The 18,089-nt window shown below is 59.7% G+C and carries 18 protein-coding genes; 8 read left to right on the forward strand and 10 right to left on the reverse strand.

What is annotated here, in order from left to right:
- Genes ACMXYJ_RS01025 through ACMXYJ_RS01035 form a run of 3 tightly spaced genes read left to right on the forward strand, consistent with a single transcriptional unit; the run spans nucleotide 1 to nucleotide 2,599 of the window.
- Nucleotides 1–1,080 carry a COX15/CtaA family protein gene (locus tag ACMXYJ_RS01025; RefSeq protein ID WP_415758478.1) on the forward strand — a complete coding sequence of 360 codons (1,080 nt, stop codon included), beginning with the start codon at nucleotides 1–3 and terminating at the stop codon, nucleotides 1,078–1,080.
- The gene (gene cyoE, locus ACMXYJ_RS01030) at nucleotides 1,068–1,967 is read left to right on the forward strand and encodes a heme o synthase (RefSeq protein ID WP_415758479.1); all 900 of its coding nucleotides are present in this window, start codon (nucleotides 1,068–1,070) and stop codon (nucleotides 1,965–1,967) included. The genes ACMXYJ_RS01025 and cyoE overlap by 13 nt, the downstream gene beginning before the upstream one ends.
- Nucleotides 1,964–2,599 carry an SCO family protein gene (locus ACMXYJ_RS01035; protein ID WP_415758480.1) on the forward strand — a complete coding sequence of 212 codons (636 nt, stop codon included), beginning with the start codon at nucleotides 1,964–1,966 and terminating at the stop codon, nucleotides 2,597–2,599. The genes cyoE and ACMXYJ_RS01035 overlap by 4 nt, the downstream gene beginning before the upstream one ends.
- 179 nt (nucleotides 2,600–2,778) lie before the next feature.
- On the opposite strand, the gene ACMXYJ_RS01040 is transcribed toward ACMXYJ_RS01035, so the two are convergent.
- From ACMXYJ_RS01040 to ACMXYJ_RS01050, 3 genes are all read right to left on the reverse strand, one after another.
- The gene (locus tag ACMXYJ_RS01040; protein ID WP_415758481.1) at nucleotides 2,779–3,552 is read right to left on the reverse strand and encodes a MetQ/NlpA family ABC transporter substrate-binding protein; all 774 of its coding nucleotides are present in this window, start codon (nucleotides 3,550–3,552) and stop codon (nucleotides 2,779–2,781) included.
- Nucleotides 3,553–3,631: 79 nt separating this feature from the next.
- Nucleotides 3,632–4,306 (reverse strand): methionine ABC transporter permease, encoded by a 675-nt coding sequence (locus ACMXYJ_RS01045; RefSeq protein WP_140676012.1) that lies wholly within the window; start codon nucleotides 4,304–4,306, stop codon nucleotides 3,632–3,634.
- Complete coding sequence (locus ACMXYJ_RS01050; protein ID WP_415758482.1) at nucleotides 4,306–5,313, reverse strand: methionine ABC transporter ATP-binding protein; 1,008 nt, start codon at nucleotides 5,311–5,313, stop codon at nucleotides 4,306–4,308. Before ACMXYJ_RS01050 ends, ACMXYJ_RS01045 begins: the two co-directional genes overlap by 1 nt.
- Before the next feature lie 263 nt (nucleotides 5,314–5,576).
- Between ACMXYJ_RS01050 and katE the strand changes: the two genes are divergently transcribed.
- On the forward strand, nucleotides 5,577–7,715 hold the full coding sequence (katE, locus tag ACMXYJ_RS01055; protein WP_415758483.1) for a catalase HPII: 2,139 nt from the start codon (nucleotides 5,577–5,579) through the stop codon (nucleotides 7,713–7,715).
- A 123-nt stretch (nucleotides 7,716–7,838) separates the two neighbouring features.
- On the opposite strand, the gene ACMXYJ_RS01060 is transcribed toward katE, so the two are convergent.
- The 4 genes from ACMXYJ_RS01060 to zur are packed head-to-tail and all read right to left on the reverse strand — an operon-like array spanning nucleotide 7,839 to nucleotide 10,638.
- Nucleotides 7,839–8,555, reverse strand: coding sequence for a PA5502 family lipoprotein (locus ACMXYJ_RS01060; RefSeq protein WP_415758484.1), 717 nt, complete (start codon nucleotides 8,553–8,555; stop codon nucleotides 7,839–7,841).
- Nucleotides 8,556–8,592: 37 nt separating this feature from the next.
- Nucleotides 8,593–9,381 carry a zinc ABC transporter permease subunit ZnuB gene (gene znuB, locus ACMXYJ_RS01065; RefSeq protein WP_056738429.1) on the reverse strand — a complete coding sequence of 263 codons (789 nt, stop codon included), beginning with the start codon at nucleotides 9,379–9,381 and terminating at the stop codon, nucleotides 8,593–8,595.
- Nucleotides 9,374–10,159 (reverse strand): zinc ABC transporter ATP-binding protein ZnuC, encoded by a 786-nt coding sequence (znuC, locus tag ACMXYJ_RS01070; protein ID WP_095126769.1) that lies wholly within the window; start codon nucleotides 10,157–10,159, stop codon nucleotides 9,374–9,376. The genes znuB and znuC overlap by 8 nt, the downstream gene beginning before the upstream one ends.
- A complete protein-coding gene (gene zur / locus ACMXYJ_RS01075) occupies nucleotides 10,159–10,638 on the reverse strand; it encodes a zinc uptake transcriptional repressor Zur (RefSeq protein ID WP_415758485.1) in 480 nt (159 codons plus the stop codon). Before zur ends, znuC begins: the two co-directional genes overlap by 1 nt.
- Nucleotides 10,639–10,704: 66 nt before the next feature.
- Here zur and ACMXYJ_RS01080 point away from each other — a divergent pair, with 66 nt between their 5' ends.
- A complete protein-coding gene (locus ACMXYJ_RS01080) occupies nucleotides 10,705–11,625 on the forward strand; it encodes a zinc ABC transporter substrate-binding protein (protein ID WP_415758486.1) in 921 nt (306 codons plus the stop codon).
- A 141-nt stretch (nucleotides 11,626–11,766) separates the two neighbouring features.
- Here ACMXYJ_RS01080 and ACMXYJ_RS01085 read toward each other — a convergent pair whose 3' ends face one another.
- Complete coding sequence (locus ACMXYJ_RS01085) at nucleotides 11,767–12,717, reverse strand: homoserine kinase (protein WP_046044879.1); 951 nt, start codon at nucleotides 12,715–12,717, stop codon at nucleotides 11,767–11,769.
- Between the two features lie 58 nt (nucleotides 12,718–12,775).
- Complete coding sequence (locus ACMXYJ_RS01090; RefSeq protein ID WP_415758487.1) at nucleotides 12,776–13,066, reverse strand: DUF2782 domain-containing protein; 291 nt, start codon at nucleotides 13,064–13,066, stop codon at nucleotides 12,776–12,778.
- Nucleotides 13,067–13,140: 74 nt separating this feature from the next.
- Between ACMXYJ_RS01090 and polA the strand changes: the two genes are divergently transcribed.
- Nucleotides 13,141–15,912: a DNA polymerase I gene (gene polA, locus ACMXYJ_RS01095; RefSeq protein ID WP_415758488.1), complete on the forward strand. Its 2,772-nt coding sequence runs from the start codon at nucleotides 13,141–13,143 to the stop codon at nucleotides 15,910–15,912.
- A 310-nt stretch (nucleotides 15,913–16,222) separates the two neighbouring features.
- Here the strand turns inward: polA and yihA are convergent, their stop codons facing one another.
- A complete protein-coding gene (gene yihA / locus ACMXYJ_RS01100) occupies nucleotides 16,223–16,864 on the reverse strand; it encodes a ribosome biogenesis GTP-binding protein YihA/YsxC (RefSeq protein WP_046044882.1) in 642 nt (213 codons plus the stop codon).
- 191 nt (nucleotides 16,865–17,055) lie between these two features.
- Between yihA and ACMXYJ_RS01105 the strand changes: the two genes are divergently transcribed.
- Together ACMXYJ_RS01105 and ACMXYJ_RS01110 are read left to right on the forward strand one after the other, a co-directional pair.
- A complete protein-coding gene (locus ACMXYJ_RS01105) occupies nucleotides 17,056–17,346 on the forward strand; it encodes a c-type cytochrome (protein ID WP_007947948.1) in 291 nt (96 codons plus the stop codon).
- Nucleotides 17,347–17,392: 46 nt separating this feature from the next.
- Nucleotides 17,393–18,004: a c-type cytochrome gene (locus ACMXYJ_RS01110; protein WP_074872296.1), complete on the forward strand. Its 612-nt coding sequence runs from the start codon at nucleotides 17,393–17,395 to the stop codon at nucleotides 18,002–18,004.
- Nucleotides 18,005–18,089: the final 85 nt, after the last annotated feature.

The raw sequence follows: 18,089 nt of genomic DNA on the forward strand, positions 1-18,089 counted from the left end.
ATGGCCAAACCTGGATTTCGCCTCGCGCTGTTTGCCACCTTGCTGGCACTGATTGTGGTGTTGCTCGGCGCCTACACCCGCCTGACCCACGCCGGCCTCGGCTGCCCGGACTGGCCGGGTTGCTATGGCTTTATCAGCGTGCCCAAAGGCGAAGTTCAATTGGCCCATGCCGAACTGCATTTTCCCGACGCTCCCGTCGAAGCCCATAAGGGCTGGAACGAGATGATTCACCGCTACTTCGCCGGCACGCTGGGGCTGTTGATCTCGGTGCTGGCGGGTCGCGCGTGGGTTCATCGTCGTCATCCGGGGCAACCGGTGAAGTTGCCGTTGTTTTTGCTGGCAGTGGTGATTGCCCAAGCGGCATTCGGCATGTGGACGGTGACGCTCAAGCTCTGGCCGCAAGTGGTGACCGGGCATTTGCTCGGCGGCTTTGCGACGTTGAGCCTGCTATTTTTGCTGACGTTGCGATTGTCCGGCGTGTTGCCGGCGCTGACCGTGCCACGGCGTTTGCAGTACTGGGCGACCGCCGGATTGCTGCTGGTGATCCTGCAAATCGCCTTGGGTGGATGGGTCAGTTCCAACTACGCGGCGGTGGCCTGTATCGACTTCCCGACCTGCCACGGGCAATGGCTGCCGCCTGCGGACTTCGCCAACGGTTTTCACCTGACCCAACACATCGGCCCCAATTACCTCGGCGGGCAACTGGACAGCGATGCCCGCACGGCGATTCATCTGACTCACCGCATCGGCGCTTTGCTGGTGACCCTGGTGCTGCTCGGGTTGGCGTGGCAACTGAAGGTGGTCGGCATGACTCGCCTGGCGGGGTTGGTGCTGATCGCCCTCGCCGCGCAAATCACCCTCGGCATCAGCAATGTGCTGTTTCACCTGCCGCTGCCAGTGGCCGTCGCGCATAACGCGGGCGGCGCCGCACTGTTGCTGACGATGGTGCTGGTCAATTATCACGCGCGAACCAGTCTGGTTCGGGTCAAGCAGCAACCCCCTGCACGCTGGCGGTTCAGCCCGCGTAAACACTCAGCCGGGCCCATAACAATAAAAGGAGAGATGCCATGGCGACTCTGATCGGCGCACGTCACAGTCAGGCGATCTGGCGTGACTACCTGGAGCTGACCAAACCGAAAGTGGTGGTGCTGATGCTCATCACTTCGCTGGTCGGCATGTTCCTCGCGACCCGCGCCGGGGTGCCGTGGACGGTGCTGGTGTTCGGCAATCTGGGGATCGCGTTGTGTGCCGGTGGTGCGGCGGCGGTCAACCATGTGGTGGACCGGCGGATCGATGCGGTCATGGCCCGCACGCACAAACGTCCCCTGGCCGAAGGCCGGGTGTCACCGGCGGCCGCGCTGACGTTTGCTTTGGTATTGGCGGTGCTTGGGCAAGCCATACTGTTGGCCTTCACCAATCCACTGACGGCGTGGCTGACCCTGGCCTCGCTGCTCGGCTATGCGGTGGTCTACACCGGTTTCCTGAAACGCGCGACGCCGCAAAACATCGTCATCGGTGGACTGGCCGGCGCTGCCCCGCCACTGCTCGGCTGGACCGCCGCCACCGGCCACGTCAGCGCCGAACCACTGTTACTGGTGCTGATCATCTTCGCCTGGACCCCGCCGCACTTCTGGGCGCTGGCCATTCACCGCAAAGAGGAATACGCCAAGGCCGACATTCCGATGCTGCCGGTGACTCATGGCGAGCACTACACCAAAGTTCATATCCTGCTTTATACCTTCGTGCTGCTGGCCGTCAGCCTGATGCCGTACGTGATCCATATGAGCGGCGTGCTCTACCTGATTTGCGCGCTGGGACTGGGCGCGAGGTTTCTGCAATGGGCCATCGTGCTGTACCGTGGCACTCGGCCGCACGCGGCGATCAACACGTTCAAGTACTCTATTTATTACTTGTTCCTGCTGTTTATCGCGTTGCTCGTAGACCACTACTTACTGTTGAACCTATGACTCGAACCCAGAAAACCATCTTCATCCTCGTTGCCCTGATCGCGCTGGTCCTGGGCCTGACCATCAACAAAGTGCTGTCCGGCAAAGGCCAGGGCGACCCGACGGCGCTGATCGATGCCGGGATCATTCTGCTACCGCAAAGCCGCAACCTGCCGAACGTGACGATGACCGACCAGAACGGCAAACCGGTGGCGGTCAACGAGCTGAAAGACAAATGGTCACTGCTGTTCTTCGGCTACACCTTCTGCCCGGACATCTGCCCGACCACCCTCGCCCAACTGCGTCAGATCAAGAGCGAACTGCCGCCAGAGGCGGTGGCCAAGTTGCAGATCATTCTGGTCAGCGTCGACCCGAATCGCGATACACCGCAGCAGCTCAAGCAGTACCTGGGCTACTTCGATCCGCAGTTCCAAGGGCTGACGGCTTCGTCGGTTGAAGACATCCAGAAACTGGCCAACGCGGTGAGTATTCCGTTCATTCCGGCGGACACCAGCAAGCCGAATTACACCGTCGATCACAGCGGCAACCTGGCGGTGATCGGGCCGGACGGGACGCAGCGTGGGTTCATTCGGGCGCCGTTGAACAACGTGAAATTGGTGGCGCAGTTGCCGGTGATGCTTAACCGTAAATAAGTAAACACCGCGTACCCCCTGTAGGAGTGAGCCTGCTCGCGATTGCGGCCTGACCTTCAACATCAATGTTGGCAGTGATTGCGCTATCGCGAGCAAGCTCGCTCCTACAGGGGATGGTGTTTCAGGCATAAAAAAATGGGGCGCATTCAATGCGCCCCATTTTTCGTTACAGCAACAGATCAGAACGCTGGCAATACCGCGCCTTTGTACTTCTCGAGGATGAAGGCTTTCACTTCCGGGCTGTGCAGGGCAGCAATCAGCTTCTTCATCGCTTCGCTGTCCTTGTCGTCTGGACGAGCAACGAGGATGTTCACGTAAGGCGAGTCGTTGCCTTCGATGACCAGCGCGTCCTTGGACGGATCAAGCTTGGCTTCCAGCGCGTAGTTGGTGTTGATCAGCGCCAGGTCGACCTGGGTCAGCACGCGCGGAATGGTCGCGGCTTCCAGTTCACGGAATTTCAGGTCCTTGGTGTTCTCGGTGATGTCCTTCACGGTCGCGAGGATGTTGTTCGAATCCTTCAACTTGATCAGGCCAGCCTTCGCCAGCAGCAACAGCGCACGGCCGCCGTTGGTGGCGTCGTTCGGGATCACCACGTTGGCGCCGCCGGGCAGCTCGGTCAGTGCTTTGTACTTGCTGGAGTAAGCGCCCAGCGGTTCCAGGTGCACACCGGCAACGGCCACCAGGTTGGTACCCTTGGCCTTGTTGAATTCATCGAGGTACGGTTGGTGCTGAAAGAAGTTGGCGTCCAGACGTTTTTCGGCCACCTGTACGTTCGGCTGGATGTAGTCGGTGAAGACTTTGACCTTCAGGTCCACGCCTTCTTTGGCCAGGGCCGGTTTCACGAATTCGAGGATTTCTGCGTGCGGAACCGGGGTGGCCGCGACGGTCAGGGTTTCATTGGCCTGAGCAGAGAACGCTGCAACGGCTGCGAACGCGACGAGTAGTTTTTTCATTCAGCTAACTCCTTGTGAGACGCCGGTCTTCGGCGCCTGCCAGCGAATGGCCGGCTCAATTGTCAATTACGAGAACGCTTTATTTCCTGGAGAAATGCACAACCAACTTGTCGCCAACGGTTTGCAGAACCTGAACGATCACCAGCAGCAACATTACCGTCACGACCATCACATCAGGCTGGAAACGCTGGTAGCCGAAACGGATCGCCAGGTCGCCCAAACCACCCGCGCCAACCACACCCGCCATCGCCGTGTAGGACACCAGTGTAATGGCTGTCACCGTAATCGCTGCGAAGATGCCCGGGCGGGCTTCCGGCAGCAAGGCATTGGTGATGATCTGCCGCGTCGTCGCGCCCATGGCCTGGGTCGCCTCGATGATGCCGCGATCCACTTCACGCAGGGCGGTTTCCACCAGTCGCGCGAAGAATGGCGTAGCGCCCACCACCAGCGGTGGAATCGCGCCGGCGACACCCAGGGACGTACCGGTGATCAACACCGTGAACGGAATCATCACGATCAGCAGAATGATGAACGGCAGCGAACGCAGGATGTTCACCACCAGCGACAGCATCGCGTAGACGCCTTTGGCTTCCAGCAACTGACGCGGGCTGCAGAGGAACAACAGCACGCCCAGGGGCAGACCGAGCAAAACGGTGAACAACAGCGAACCGAAGAGCATCAGAAAGGTATCGCCGGTGGCCAGCCAGATTTCGAACCAGTCGATATTGACGAAGAAACTTGCCAGGACTTCCATTAGCGCAAGACCTCCATGTGGACTTCAGCTGCGGTGAAGTGGGCGAACGCCGCTTCCATGTCGCCACCGGTAACGGCCAGGGTCAACTGCCCGTAGGGCACGTCTTTGATGCGGTCGATACGACCGGCCAGGATGCTGTAGTCCACACCCGTTTCACGAGCGACGGTGCCCAGTAGCGGTGCGTAGGTCGCTTCGCCCTGGAAGGTCAGACGCACGATGCGGCCCGGCACGTGAGCGAAGTCGTCGCGCTGTTCGCTTTCGTCGATCTGCTCGTCTTCTTGCACGAAGCGCTTGGTGGTCGGGTGCTTCGGATGCAGGAACACCTCGGCCACCGAACCTTGCTCGACGATCACGCCAGCGTCCATCACCGCGACCTGGTCGCAGACCCGGCGGATCACGTCCATCTCGTGGGTGATCAACACGATGGTCAGCTTCAGCTCGCGATTGATCTCGGCCAACAATTGCAGGACCGACGCAGTGGTCTGCGGGTCCAGCGCGCTGGTGGCTTCGTCGCACAGCAGGATTTTCGGCTTGGTTGCCAGGGCGCGGGCAATGCCGACGCGCTGCTTCTGGCCACCGGACAACTGCGCCGGGTACTTTTTGGCGTGGTCGGACAGGCCGACCCGCTTCAGCAATTCGGCCACACGCCGGTCGATCTCGCTGCGCGACAGTTCACCGGCCAGGGTCAGTGGCAGCGCGACGTTGTCGGCCACGGTCTTGGACGCCAGCAAGTTGAAGTGCTGGAAAATCATCCCGACTTGCTGACGGAAGCGCCGCAGGCTGTTGGCGTCGAGCGCGGTGACTTCTTCGCCGTCGACGAATATCTTGCCGCCACTGGACTCTTCCAGGCGATTGATCAGACGCAGCAGGGTACTTTTTCCCGCACCGGAATGGCCGATCAGACCGAAGACCTGTCCGTTCTCAATCGTCAGACTGGTCGGATGCAGGGCGGGAATATCCTTACCGGCGACGCGGTAGGTTTTGTGGACGTTTTGAAACTCGATCACGTAGCGAACCTTGTGGGGCGCGTTGGAAAAGGATCAGCGGTTAGCCGGGCGCGCATTTTAGCCTGTCCGTATAGAGGTTATTAGCATTTATTCCGCATTCAACCTTCCATTTGGCAATAACGCGATCAAAGGTTAGAAAAAAGGAACGGCGCAAATCGTCATCAGTCACTAATTAGGCAACTCGAAAACGCCCTCGGTCCGTGCCTGGGGTATTGCTCAAGAGTCCTGGCTACGGCGGGAATCGCAACGAGGAGTTTTGTCTGATGAGTACTAAAAAACCTGCCGCAACCAAAAGCGCACTGGCCGGGACCGATACCCCGGACCGCGGGAACACCAATACCAAGCTCGACAGCCTGGAGCCATTTCGCTCCGACGCCACTGAACAGGCCCTGCGTACCAATCAGGGCGTGAAAGTCTCAGACAACCAGAACACGTTGAAGGCCGGCGCCCGCGGGCCATCGTTGCTGGAAGATTTCATCATGCGTGAAAAGATCACGCACTTTGACCATGAACGCATCCCCGAGCGCATCGTCCACGCGCGCGGCACCGGTGCTCACGGCTACTTCCAGAGCTATGAAACCCATTCCGTGCTGACCAAGGCCGGATTCCTACAAGACCCCAGTCAAAAAACCCCGGTCTTCGTCCGCTTCTCCACGGTGCAGGGCCCTCGTGGGTCGGGCGATACCGTGCGGGACGTACGAGGTTTCGCGGTGAAGTTTTTCACCGACGAAGGCAACTTCGACCTGGTGGGCAACAACATGCCGGTGTTTTTCATTCAGGATGCGATCAAGTTTCCTGACTTCGTGCATGCGGTGAAACCCGAGCCGCACAATGAGATACCCACCGGCGGTTCAGCTCACGACACCTTTTGGGATTTTGTCTCTCTGGTACCGGAGTCGGCGCACATGGTGATCTGGACCATGTCCGACCGGGCGATCCCGAAAAGCCTGCGCAGCATGCAAGGCTTCGGCGTGCACACCTTCCGCCTGATCAATGCCGAAGGTAAATCGCGCTTCGTCAAATTTCACTGGCGCCCCACGGCCGGGACCTGTTCGCTGGTGTGGGATGAAGCGCAAAAACTCGCCGGTAAAGACACGGATTACCACCGTCGCGATCTCTGGGAGTCGATCGAGATGGGCGATTACCCGCAATGGGAACTGGGCGTGCAGATCATCGAGGAGGAGAACGAACATAAATTCGACTTCGACATCCTCGACCCGACCAAGCTGATCCCGGAAGAACTGGTGCCGATCACCCCACTGGGCAAAATGACCCTCAATCGTAACCCCGACAACTTCTTCGCCGAAACCGAACAGGTCGCCTTCTGCCCTGGGCATATCGTGCCGGGGATCGACTTTTCCAACGATCCATTGCTGCAAGGCCGGCTGTTTTCCTACACCGATACGCAGATCAGCCGACTTGGCGGGCCGAACTTTCACGAGATCCCGATCAATCGCCCCGTGGCACCGTTCCACAATGGTCAACGGGATGCGCTGCATCGCACCACCATCGACAAGGGCCGCGCGTCCTACGAGCCGAACTCCATTGATAGCGGCTGGCCAAAAGAAACACCGCCGGCAGCCCAGGATGGCGGCTTCGAAAGTTATCCGGAGCGCATCGACGCCAACAAGATCCGCCAGCGCAGCGATTCATTCAGCGACCACTTCTCCCAGGCGCGCCTGTTTTTCAACAGCATGAGCAAGCACGAGCAGGAACACATCATCTCGGCTTACAGCTTCGAGCTGGGCAAGGTTGAGCGGGCGCTCATCCGCACGCGCCAGGTGAATGAGATTCTGGCCAACATCGATCTGGAATTGGCCAAGCGCGTGGCGCAGAACCTGGGGTTGCCAGCGCCGAAAGCCGGGACGGTCGAAGTACGCAAAACCTCACCGGATCACTCGCCGGCCCTGAGTCAGGCCAACTTGCTGCCAGCGGATATCAAAACCCGCAAAGTGGCAATCCTGGCGGCCAATGGCGTCGATGGTGCAGCGATTGATGCCATGAAGAACGCGCTGAAGGCCGAGGGTGCGCACGCCAAACTGCTCGGCCCGACGTCTGCGCCAGTGACGACTGCCGATGGCAAAGCATTGCCGGTCGATGCGTCGATGGAGGGCTTACCTTCAGTGGCGTTCGATGCGGTGTTTGTGCCCGGCGGCGCGGCGTCGATCAAGGCGTTGAGCACTGATGGTGTGGCGCTGCATTACGTGTTGGAGGCGTACAAGCACTTGAAGGCGATTGCGCTGCAGGGCGAGGCCAAACAGTTACTGGATGTGTTGAAGCTGGAGGCTGATGCAGGGTTGATCGTGGGGGCGGATGCGAAGTTGATCAAACCGTTTTTTGCCGCGATCGGGCAACATCGGGTGTGGGACAGGGAGCCGAAAGCCAAGGCGATTCCGGCTTAAGGATTTGTATCGATGGCAAGGACGCCTTCGCAAGCAAGCCCGCTCCCACATTTGATCTCAGTTGGTTACAGAAATTGCGTACACAGGAGATCAAATGTGGGAGCGGGCTTGCTCGCGAAGCTTTTAGGGTTTACGCGGACTCAAGACCATCTGCGCAGGCACGTTGCGCAGAATCTGCTTCTCCAGATTCAGGTCAAAATCCGCATCGAGTCGCTTAACTCGCTTGGTCAGCAACGTGGTCAACCAAGGGAAGTCCTGGGTGCGTGGCGCCTGAATGCTCACGTCGCACTGGTAATTCACTACATCGGCGGCGATCGCATCCAGTTGACGACGAAGTTTCGTCATATCAGTCAGGTTCAACGCAACTGTGGTGCTTTCAGCCGTCGGATCAATGACCTTGGCCTGTGGCTTGGCTTCGGCAGCCATGAGCGCCGCTTCGGCTCTATCCAGCTCGGCTTTGCGGGCATCGACGATGGCATTGTTCAGCCCACCGGTCAGCGCCGGAGCCTTGGGCATCAACGCCCGGGCGCGGCTCAGCGCAGTGGCAGCGGCATTCACATCGCCTTTTTGCAGCACGATCTGACTGCGGCGCAGATAGGCTTCGGCCAGTTGCCGCTGGTATTGCTCAAGGGATTGATCATTGGGCGACTCGGCCTGCAAGGCAGCGAGTTGATCTTCGGCAGTCGCCAGCTCACTGCTGGCAAGGCTTTGTTGCAGCTGTGCGATGGCCGTGGCCCGTGCACCGGTAGCCTCGGGGGCCGCCGGTGGCGTGCTTTGACAAGCGCCCAGTAGCAGCGAAAATGCGACAAGGAGCAGATAACGGGAGGCGAACGGCTTCATTCCTGCGACTCTCTATTTGCGCAAAAAACGAGCAAGTCTACACCCCTCGACGGGGCAGGACAAAACTCAGCAGAAACAGTGCGGCGGCCGTCACAACAATCGATGGGCCCGCCGGGGTGTCCTTGAACCACGACAGCGACAGCCCGCCACAGACCGCGAGCATGCCCAGCAGGCTCGCGCCCAGTGCCATCTGCTCCGGTGACCGGGCGTGACGTTGTGCCGCAGCCGCCGGGATGATCAGCAAGGACGTAATCAGCAACACACCGACGATTTTCATCGCCACTGCGATCACCACAGCGATCAGCAACATCAGGGTCAGGCGCAACGCCGCCACCGGCAGACCTTCAACCCTGGCCAATTCTTCGTGCACCGTGATTGCCAGCAATGGCCGCCACAACGTCACCAGCAAGGCCAGAACGGCCGCGCTACCACCGAGTATCCAGGCCAGATCGGTCGGGCTGATCGCCAGCAAATCGCCGAACAGATAAGCCATCAGGTCGATCCGCACTTCGTGCATGAAGCTTAGTACGACCAAACCCAAAGAGAGCGTGCTCGGTGCGAGAATTCCCAAAAGCGTGTCGGACGCCAGTGGCTGGCGTTGTTGCAAGGTCACCAGCAACACCGCCAACAGCAGGCAGCCCACGGTGACCGCAACGGTCGGGCTGACATCCAGCAGAAAACCCAGCGCCACGCCGAGCAGCGCGGCATGGGAAAGGGTGTCGCCGAAATAGGCCATGCGCCGCCAGACCACGAACGAACCCAGCGGGCCCGCGACCAATGCCAGGGCCAGACCTGCAAGCAGGGCGTAGAGCAGAAAATCAGCCATGCTTGCAGCTATCTCCGTGAACGTGGGTAGGGGCCGACGGGGCCGCGCTGACCACCGAGCCATGCAAGTCATGGGCGTGGTCGTGATGGTGGTGATAAATCGCCAGGCTTTGTGCGTTCTTTCCGAACAGCTCGACGAAAGCCGGATCGCCGCTGACTTGCTCAGGGTGCCCGGAGCAGCAGACGTGACGGTTGAGGCAGACCACCTGGTCAGTGGTGCTCATGACCAGGTGCAGATCGTGGGACACCATCAACACGCCGCAACCGTGGCGGTCGCGCAATCGTGTGATCAGGCTGTAGAGCTCGGCCTGACCGGCCACATCGACGCCTTGCACAGGTTCGTCGAGCACCAGCAGTTCCGGCTCACGCAGCAATGCCCGGGCCAGCAGCACGCGCTGCATTTCGCCACCGGAAACACTTTGCACCGGGCTGTCGATCACCTGTTCGGCGCCGACTTCCTTGAGTGCCGCCAAGGCCATGGCGCGGTCCACGCCCGGTACCAGACGCAAGAAGCGCAGCACCGACAGCGGCAGCGTCGGATCGACGTGAAGTTTTTGCGGCATGTAACCGACCCGCAGTTTCGGCTTGCGCCACACGCTGCCGCTGTCTGGCTTCAACAGACCGAGTACAGCGCGCACCAGCGTGGTCTTGCCGGCGCCGTTAGGGCCGATCAGGGTGACGATCTGCCCCGGCTCGACGCTCAGCTCGATGTTATCCAGCACGTTTTGCCCGGCAAAGGTGACGGCAACCTGCTCGAGGCGGATCAGCGCGTTGCTCATCACCCCTGGCAACCTGAGCAGAGGCCGACCACTTCAACGGTCTGGCCCTCGACGACAAATCCGACATCCTTGGCGCTACTGATGATCGCGTCACTGATGGATTTCTGTTCGAGCTCGATGGCGGCGTGGCATTCGCGGCAAATCAGGAACTGGCCCTGGTGGGCGTGCCCCGGCTGATTGCAGCCGACGAAGGCGTTCAGCGAGGAGATGCGGTGTACGAGGCCGTTTTCCAGCAGGAAATCCAGCGCACGGTACACGGTCGGCGGCGCCGCACGGCGGCCGTCCTGCTCGCTGAGTACCGCGAGAATGTCGTAGGCACCCAACGGTTTGTGGCTTTGCCAGACCAGTTCCAGCACCCGCCGGCGCAAGGCGGTCAGGCGCAGACCTTGACGTGCGCACAGAACATCGGCCTCAGACAATGCGCTATGAACGCAATGAGAGTGGTCGTGGGGACGGCTGGCAATCGGTGTTTTAGGCATGAGCGGCGACGAGTTTTGTGAGAGACGTTATTATGTTACCCGTTCTCGCCTCTTCGAGTGGTCATCGTGTCCCGACTTTTTTCTATCTTTGTCGCATTTGTCGCAAGTTTTCTGCTGATCAGTTCAGCTCAAGCCGAAGTCAAGGTTCTCACCAGTATCAAGCCTCTACAGCTGATCGCCGCGGCGGTGCAGGACGGTGTGGCGATTCCGGAAGTCTTGCTGCCGCCCGGCGCCTCGCCTCATAACTATGCCTTGCGCCCATCCGACGTACGGAAGGTGCAATCAGTGGATCTGCTTTACTGGATCGGTCCGAGCATGGAAGGTTTCCTGCCCCGCGTGCTGAATGGTCGTACGCTGCCCAGCATCGCCGTGCAGGATTTACCGGGCCTGAAACTGCGACATTTCGCCGAAGATAGTCACTCCCACGCTGAAGAAGCCGACGAGCATGATCACGATCACCGTCCCGGCAGCCTGGATGCCCACTTGTGGCTTTCGCCGGTCAACGCCCGTGTCATCGCCACAAAAATGGCCGCAGACCTGAGCGCAGCCGATCCGGCCAATGCCGCGCGCTATCAGAGTAACCTCAAGGCGTTCGATGAGCGTCTGGATGCCATGGATCTTCGCTTGAAGGCGCGTCTGGCCGGCATCGCGGGCAAACCGTACTTCGTATTCCACGAGGCCTTCGACTACTTCGAAGACGCCTACGGCCTCAAGCACACCGGCGTATTCAGCGTCGCCGCCGAGGTCCAGCCCGGCGCCCAGCACGTCGCGGCGATGCGCACTCGATTGCAGGAAGTCGGCAAAACCTGTGTGTTCAGCGAACCGCCTCTGCGTCCGCGCCTGGCGGAAACCCTGGTGGCCGGTCTGCCGGTGAAGCTGGCGGAACTGGACGCGCTGGGCGGGTACACGCCGGCGACCGCTCAGGGGTATGAGCAGGTGCTGGAGAAGTTGGGGAATGATTTGGCGGGGTGTCTGGAGTCGTTGTAACCGACACAAAACCTGTGGGAGCGAGCTTGCTCGCGATGGCGGCATTACTTTCAGCATCAATGTTGACTGAACCGGCGCTATCGCGAGCAAGCTCGCTCCCACAGGGACTTCAGTGATCCCACCCCTTATCTGACTGGCAATTTAAAGGGCGAACGGCAGCGGCGTGCTGACTTTCTGCCGCTGCGCCAGACGCTGCTGAAACTCCATCGGATCGTGAATCAACACATCCTGCCCGGCAAACGACTCGGCGGCGATCAACCGCGACAACCAGAACCGCACACACGCCACTCGCAGCATGGTCGGCCACAACTCCGCCTCGGCCGCCGTGAACGGTCGCAGCGCTGCATAAGCACCGAGCAACGCCCTCGCCCGTGGCCCGTCGATCAACCCGCTCTCGTCCGAACACCAGTCGTTCAAGGCGATCGCCACGTCGTAGAGCATCGGCCCCGAACACGCATTGTAGAAGTCGATCAACCCGGTCAGGTGAGTGCCTTCGAACATCGCGTTATCGCGGAACAGGTCGGCGTGGATGTTAGCTCGCGGCAGCGCCAGAATTTTCGTCTTCTGCTGTGTGATTTCGTCCAGCGCCCGCTGCAGCAGATCGCTTTGCTCGGCATTGAGGTGCGACAGCAACTGCGTGCCCTCTTCCAGCATCCAGTCCAGGCCGCGATCGGTCTTGCGCTTGATCATGTTGGCCTGGGTCGCCAGATGCAGATGGCCGAGCAACTCGCCCACCTGAGCGCAATGCTGCGCATTGGCTTCCTTGATGTGTTTGCCAGCCAGACGTGGCTGCAACAGCGCAGGTTTGCCGGCGAGTTCGCGCAAGGCGACGCCGTCGGTAGTGCGCAAGGCATAAGGCACGGGCAGGTCGGCGTCATGCAGCACGTCGAGCAGTTCTATGAAGAACGGCATTTCCTGAACGGGACCACGCTCAACCAGGGTCAGGACAAATTCGCCCTGCTCCAGGCTGATAAAGAAATTGGTGTTTTCGCTACCGGCGGCAATCCCCTGGAAATCAAGCAGGCGGCCGAGCCCGTAAGGGGCGAGAAAGGTTTCCAGCTCGGGCCGAGCCAGCGGGGTGAACACAGACATGTTTGAACTGCCAGTACGGGCGCCGCTGCTTGAGCCAGCGCCGATTGAAATTAAGAAACTACTTCCACTCAAAGATCTTCCACGAAGGAATCAGCATATCCGGCTGATCCGAGCGGATGAAGTTTGCATCGGTCCCGTCCGCGCGCACCAGAAAATACGGCGGTGCGCCCTTCGGTGTGACCTTGATCGCATACAGGAAACCGTTTTGGCGGTACTCCTGGATGGTTTTATCCCCTTCCGTGCGGATAGTGACTTCCGGCTCCGATGTCGGGGCCCCATCCGCCGCCATGACGGACAGTGGAACGGTTGCAAACAAGCCAGCCAGCAACAGGCGATTTAGTGTGCGCATGATAACCTTGTCCCTTTGTCGTCAACGGTCCCGCTATTCTAGCGCCGGACCCGCCGAAAAGGTTGATCCTGCTCATGAGCCAAGCCCCCCTCGTCCTGGTGGACGGTTCTTCTTACCTGTACCGCGCCTTTCACGCCCTCCCACCGCTGACCACGTCCAAAGGTCTGCCGACCGGTGCGGTCAAGGGCGTATTGAACATGCTCAAGAGCCTGCGCAAGCAGTATCCGGAAAGTCCGTTCGCCGTGGTGTTCGACGCCAAGGGTGGGACATTTCGCGATGACATGTACGCCGAATACAAGGCCAACCGCCCGAGCATGCCCGACGACATGCGTGTTCAGATCGAGCCGCTGCACCAGAGCGTGATCGCCCTGGGCTTCCCGCTCCTGTGCGTCGAAGGCGTTGAAGCCGATGACGTGATCGGCACCCTGGCCCGCAGCAGCGCAGCGGCCGACCGTCCGGTGGTGATCTCCACCGGCGACAAGGACATGGCACAGCTGGTCGACGGCCACATTACCTTGGTCAATACCATGACCGGTAGCGCGCTGGACGTGGAGGGCGTGAAGGAGAAATTCGGCGTCGCTCCCGAGCAGATCATCGACTACCTGGCACTCATGGGCGATTCTTCCGACAACATTCCGGGCGTTCCGGGCATTGGCCCGAAGACCGCTTCCGGCTTGTTAGTCGGCGTGAACGGTGGCCTGACCGAGCTCTATGCGCAGCTCGATATCGTCCCGACCCTGCCGATTCGCGGGGCCAAAACCCTGCCCGCCAAGCTCGAAGAGCACAAGGAGATGGCGTTTCTCTCCTATCAATTGGCAACCATCAAGATCGACGTACCGCTGGATATCGGCCTCGACGACCTGCAAATGGGCAAGCCGGATCACGACAAGCTCGCCGAGCTCTATACCCTGCTGGAGTTCAAAAGCTGGTTCGAAGAGAACCAGCGCGACGCCAAGCGTTCCGGCCAGGAAGTCGTCGCTCCGGTGGCTGAAGAAGCGGCCGTCGATACCGAACTCAAGTACACCACCCTCCTCACCCAGGCTGATTTCGACCTGTGGCTGAAGAAGCTCAACGACGCCAAGCTGATTGCCTTCGATACCGAAACCACCGGCATCGATGCTCAGCAGGCGCAACTGGTGGGCCTGTCTTTCGCTGTACAAGCCAACGAAGCGGCCTACATCCCGCTGACCCATTCCTACATGGGCGTGCCGGATCAGCTCGATCGCGACACCGTGCTGCGCGCGCTGAAGCCAATCCTGGAAGACCCGAGCAAACTCAAGGTTGGCCAGCACGCCAAATTCGACATGAACATCCTGGCCAACTGCGCCATCGGTGGCGATCAGAGCTGCGGCATCACCGTGCAAGGCGTCGCTTTCGACACGATGCTCGAATCCTACGTGCTGGACTCCACCGCGACCCGCCACGACATGGACAGCCTGGCGCTCAAGTACCTGAATCACACCACCACCAGCTTTCAGGACATCGCCGGCAAAGGCGCCAAACAGCTGACGTTCGATCAGATATCGTTGGATCTGGCCGGGCCTTACGCCGCCGAAGACGCCGACGTGACGCTGCGCCTGCATCAAACCCTGCAGGAAAAGCTCAATGCCATCCCGAGCCTGAGCAAGGTCCTGAGCGAAATCGAAATGCCGTTGGTGCCGGTGCTGGCACGGATCGAACGCCAAGGCGCGCTGGTTGATGCCAACTTGCTGGGCATTCAGAGCGTTGAGCTGGGCGAGAAAATGGTCGCCCTCGAGCGCGAGGCGTTCGCCATTGCCGGGGAAGAATTCAACCTGGGCTCGCCGAAGCAATTGGGCGTGATCCTGTACGAAAAACTCGGCCTGCCAATCCTCAGCAAAACCGCCAAGGGCCAGGCGTCCACCGCCGAAGCCGTGCTGGCGGAACTGGCCGAACAGGATTTCCCGCTGCCCAAAGTGCTGATGCAGTACCGCTCGATGAGCAAGCTGAAAAGTACCTACACCGATCGCCTGCCAGAGCAGATCAACCCGCGCACCGGGCGGATTCATACCTCTTATCATCAGGCCGTCGCGGCGACCGGGCGTTTGTCGTCCAGTGATCCAAACCTGCAGAACATTCCGATCCGCACCGCTGAAGGGCGTCGGATTCGTCAGGCGTTCGTCGCGCCAAAAGGCTACAAGCTGCTGGCAGCGGACTATTCGCAAATCGAATTGCGAATCATGGCTCACCTGGCCAAGGACGAAGGTTTGCTGCACGCGTTCCGCAACGATCTGGACGTGCACAAAGCCACTGCAGCGGAAGTCTTCGGGGTTGAACTGGCGGACGTCACCACCGACCAACGACGCAGCGCCAAGGCGATCAACTTCGGCTTGATCTACGGAATGAGCGCGTTTGGCCTGGCCAAGCAGATTGGTGTTGATCGCAAGCAATCCCAGGCCTACATCGACCGTTACTTCGCCCGCTACCCAGGCGTGCTCGAGTACATGGAGCGCACCCGCGCTCAGGCCGCCGAACAAGGTTTCGTCGAAACCATCTTCGGTCGTCGCCTGTACCTGCCGGAAATCAACGCGAAAAACCCGGCCCTGCGTAAAGGTGCCGAACGCACGGCGATCAACGCCCCAATGCAAGGCACCGCGGCGGACATCATCAAGAAAGCCATGATTGCCGTGGATACCTGGCTGACTGCGTCAGGCCTCGACGCCAAAGTCATCCTGCAGGTGCACGATGAGTTGGTTCTGGAAGTGCGTGAAGATTTGGTCGACCAGGTCCGCGATGAAATTCGCGCGCACATGAGCGACGCAGCGAAGCTTGATGTGCCCCTGTTGGTAGAGGTTGGTGTAGGAAATAACTGGGATGAGGCTCACTGAGCCGTCTGAAAATGCGTTTTCTGCTGCGGCATAGTGCCGCAGCAGAAAGGCCGAAGGGCTCTGAAGGGCTCTATAGTTCGGAAAATTCGATGGTCTATTCCAAAGGCTTTTTAAAAAATTCTGAACTAATCGCCTGAATCGCCACTCAGAGTTACTGAATGGGTGGTGAAGCCCTTCGATGCTCCTAATGTTGTGTTAAGTGTTGGCAGATATCTGGACCCCGCCCTAGCGGTCCGGAACTTGAACCCCGGAACTTCCCCCTCCCCATAAGAAGTCCGGGGTTTTTTTTGCCCGCAGTTTTGTAATGAGCTTACTCCGCGAGCTCGGCGCCCTTGTCCGCCAGTTCCATCCAGCCTGCCAGTACAGTGTAGGCGTCTTCCAGGCCCATGCGTTTTGGCGCCGAGAACAGCTGGATGCTGATCGCATCTCCCCAACCCTTGCGGATGTCTGCCTGAACCTTGAGCAGGACGTTTTTCGCCGCGCCGTAGGTCAGCTTGTCGGCTTTGGTCAGCAAAATGTGCATCGGCATGCCGCTGGCGACAGCCCAGTCGAGCATCAGCAGGTCGAAGTCGGTCATTGGATGACGGATGTCCATCATCAAAATCAGACCCTTCAAACTCTCCCGACCACCCAGATAGGCTTCCAGGTGACGCTGCCAGTGCAGCTTCAACGGGATAGGCACTTTCGCGTAACCGTAACCCGGCAGGTCGACCAGACGACGATCATCGTCTAGCTTGAAGAAGTTCAAGAGCTGCGTGCGACCCGGAGTTTTCGAGGTCCGCGCAAGGCTGGCGTGCGTCAGGGTGTTCAGCGCACTGGACTTGCCGGCGTTGGAACGCCCGGCGAAGGCCACTTCAAAGCCTTCGTCGTCGGGACATTGATCGACTTTGGCAGCGCTGAGCATGAAGGTGGACTGTTGGCACAGGCCGAGGATGGGGTTCTTGAGTTGCATGGGATTTCCGATGTGGGCGGCGCCGGGAATGGACGCGGCGAGCAGTGTCGTTTCCGTTTCAGTGACGCCAGTATATAATGCCGCAGATTTTGTGTGCGCTTTGTCCCAGCGTAGGATGAAGTTCACGAGAGCGATTGACCTTGATTGCGCATTAGAACGCAGAACGCTCTCAACCCTGAAAAGGTCGTTTTATGACGAAATGGCTGCTAGCTGCCGGTGTCTTGATGCCGCTTTACAGCGCTCAGGCTACACAGGATCCGGAAGCTGTGTACAACCGTGTTTGTGGTGCCTGTCATTCCGGCCAACTACCCATGGCGCCCCAAAAGGGCGATCAGGAAGCTTGGACGCCGAGGTTGGCGAAAGGTATGGAGACGCTGGTGCAACACGTGACCCAGGGTTTCAAGGCGATGCCGCCGCGTGGTTTGTGCATGGACTGCAGTGCCGAGGATTACCAAGCAATCATCCAGTGGATGAGCGAGTGATCCCGGCCCATAACTCTTTAACCCTTAGCCGTAGTTGGATTAGCTGATGAACAAATTGATCGTGAGTCTGCTGTTGACCGTGGGGATCTCCGGCATTGCCCATGCTGCAGGTGATGCGACTGCTGGTCAGGCGAAAGCCGCAGTATGTGGCGCCTGTCATGGCCCGGATGGCAACAGTATGGCGCCTAACTTTCCGAAACTGGCAGGCCAGGGCGAGCGTTATCTGAACAAGCAGCTACACGACATCAAGTCCGGCAAACGCACGGTACTGGAAATGACCGGCCTGCTGACCAACCTGAGCGATCAGGATCTGGCCGATATTTCCGCCTACTTCGCCAGCCAGAAAGGCAGCGTGGGCGCCGCCGACCCGAAAGTCGTTTCTCGCGGTGAAGCACTGTTCCGCGGCGGCGATCTGGCCAAGGGCCTGCCGGCCTGCACCGGTTGCCACTCTCCAGACGGCAAGGGCAACGCTGCTGCCGGCTTCCCGCACCTGGGCGGCCAGCACGCTCAATACATCGCCAAGCAACTGACCGACTTCCGCAAGGAAGAGGCCGGCCGCACCAACGATGGCGACACCAAGCCGATGCAGAGCATCTCCAAAAAGCTGAGCGATGAAGATATCGCAGCGGTGTCCAGCTACATTCAAGGTCTGCACTAAGACCGACGAATCGGGCGTTGCGGGAGGTGTACACCTCCCGCAACGTTAACGCTCGATTAATCCGTCGGTGCAAGCATAAAAAGGG

The organism is Pseudomonas arabinosi (assembly GCF_047758675.1).
Taxonomy (GTDB): domain Bacteria; phylum Pseudomonadota; class Gammaproteobacteria; order Pseudomonadales; family Pseudomonadaceae; genus Aquipseudomonas; species Aquipseudomonas arabinosi.

Coding starts and splice junctions, on each gene's coding strand:
- ACMXYJ_RS01025 (WP_415758478.1), top strand. CDS start 1: ATGGCCAAACCTGGATTTCGCCTCGCGCTGTTTGCCACCTTGCTGGCA.
- cyoE (WP_415758479.1), top strand. CDS start 1,068: ATGGCGACTCTGATCGGCGCACGTCACAGTCAGGCGATCTGGCGTGAC.
- ACMXYJ_RS01035 (WP_415758480.1), top strand. CDS start 1,964: ATGACTCGAACCCAGAAAACCATCTTCATCCTCGTTGCCCTGATCGCG.
- ACMXYJ_RS01040 (WP_415758481.1), bottom strand. CDS start 3,552: ATGAAAAAACTACTCGTCGCGTTCGCAGCCGTTGCAGCGTTCTCTGCT.
- ACMXYJ_RS01045 (WP_140676012.1), bottom strand. CDS start 4,306: ATGGAAGTCCTGGCAAGTTTCTTCGTCAATATCGACTGGTTCGAAATC.
- katE (WP_415758483.1), top strand. CDS start 5,577: ATGAGTACTAAAAAACCTGCCGCAACCAAAAGCGCACTGGCCGGGACC.
- ACMXYJ_RS01060 (WP_415758484.1), bottom strand. CDS start 8,555: ATGAAGCCGTTCGCCTCCCGTTATCTGCTCCTTGTCGCATTTTCGCTG.
- znuB (WP_056738429.1), bottom strand. CDS start 9,381: ATGGCTGATTTTCTGCTCTACGCCCTGCTTGCAGGTCTGGCCCTGGCA.
- znuC (WP_095126769.1), bottom strand. CDS start 10,159: ATGAGCAACGCGCTGATCCGCCTCGAGCAGGTTGCCGTCACCTTTGCC.
- zur (WP_415758485.1), bottom strand. CDS start 10,638: ATGCCTAAAACACCGATTGCCAGCCGTCCCCACGACCACTCTCATTGC.
- ACMXYJ_RS01085 (WP_046044879.1), bottom strand. CDS start 12,717: ATGTCTGTGTTCACCCCGCTGGCTCGGCCCGAGCTGGAAACCTTTCTC.
- ACMXYJ_RS01090 (WP_415758487.1), bottom strand. CDS start 13,066: ATGCGCACACTAAATCGCCTGTTGCTGGCTGGCTTGTTTGCAACCGTT.
- polA (WP_415758488.1), top strand. CDS start 13,141: ATGAGCCAAGCCCCCCTCGTCCTGGTGGACGGTTCTTCTTACCTGTAC.
- yihA (WP_046044882.1), bottom strand. CDS start 16,864: ATGCAACTCAAGAACCCCATCCTCGGCCTGTGCCAACAGTCCACCTTC.
- ACMXYJ_RS01105 (WP_007947948.1), top strand. CDS start 17,056: ATGACGAAATGGCTGCTAGCTGCCGGTGTCTTGATGCCGCTTTACAGC.
- ACMXYJ_RS01110 (WP_074872296.1), top strand. CDS start 17,393: ATGAACAAATTGATCGTGAGTCTGCTGTTGACCGTGGGGATCTCCGGC.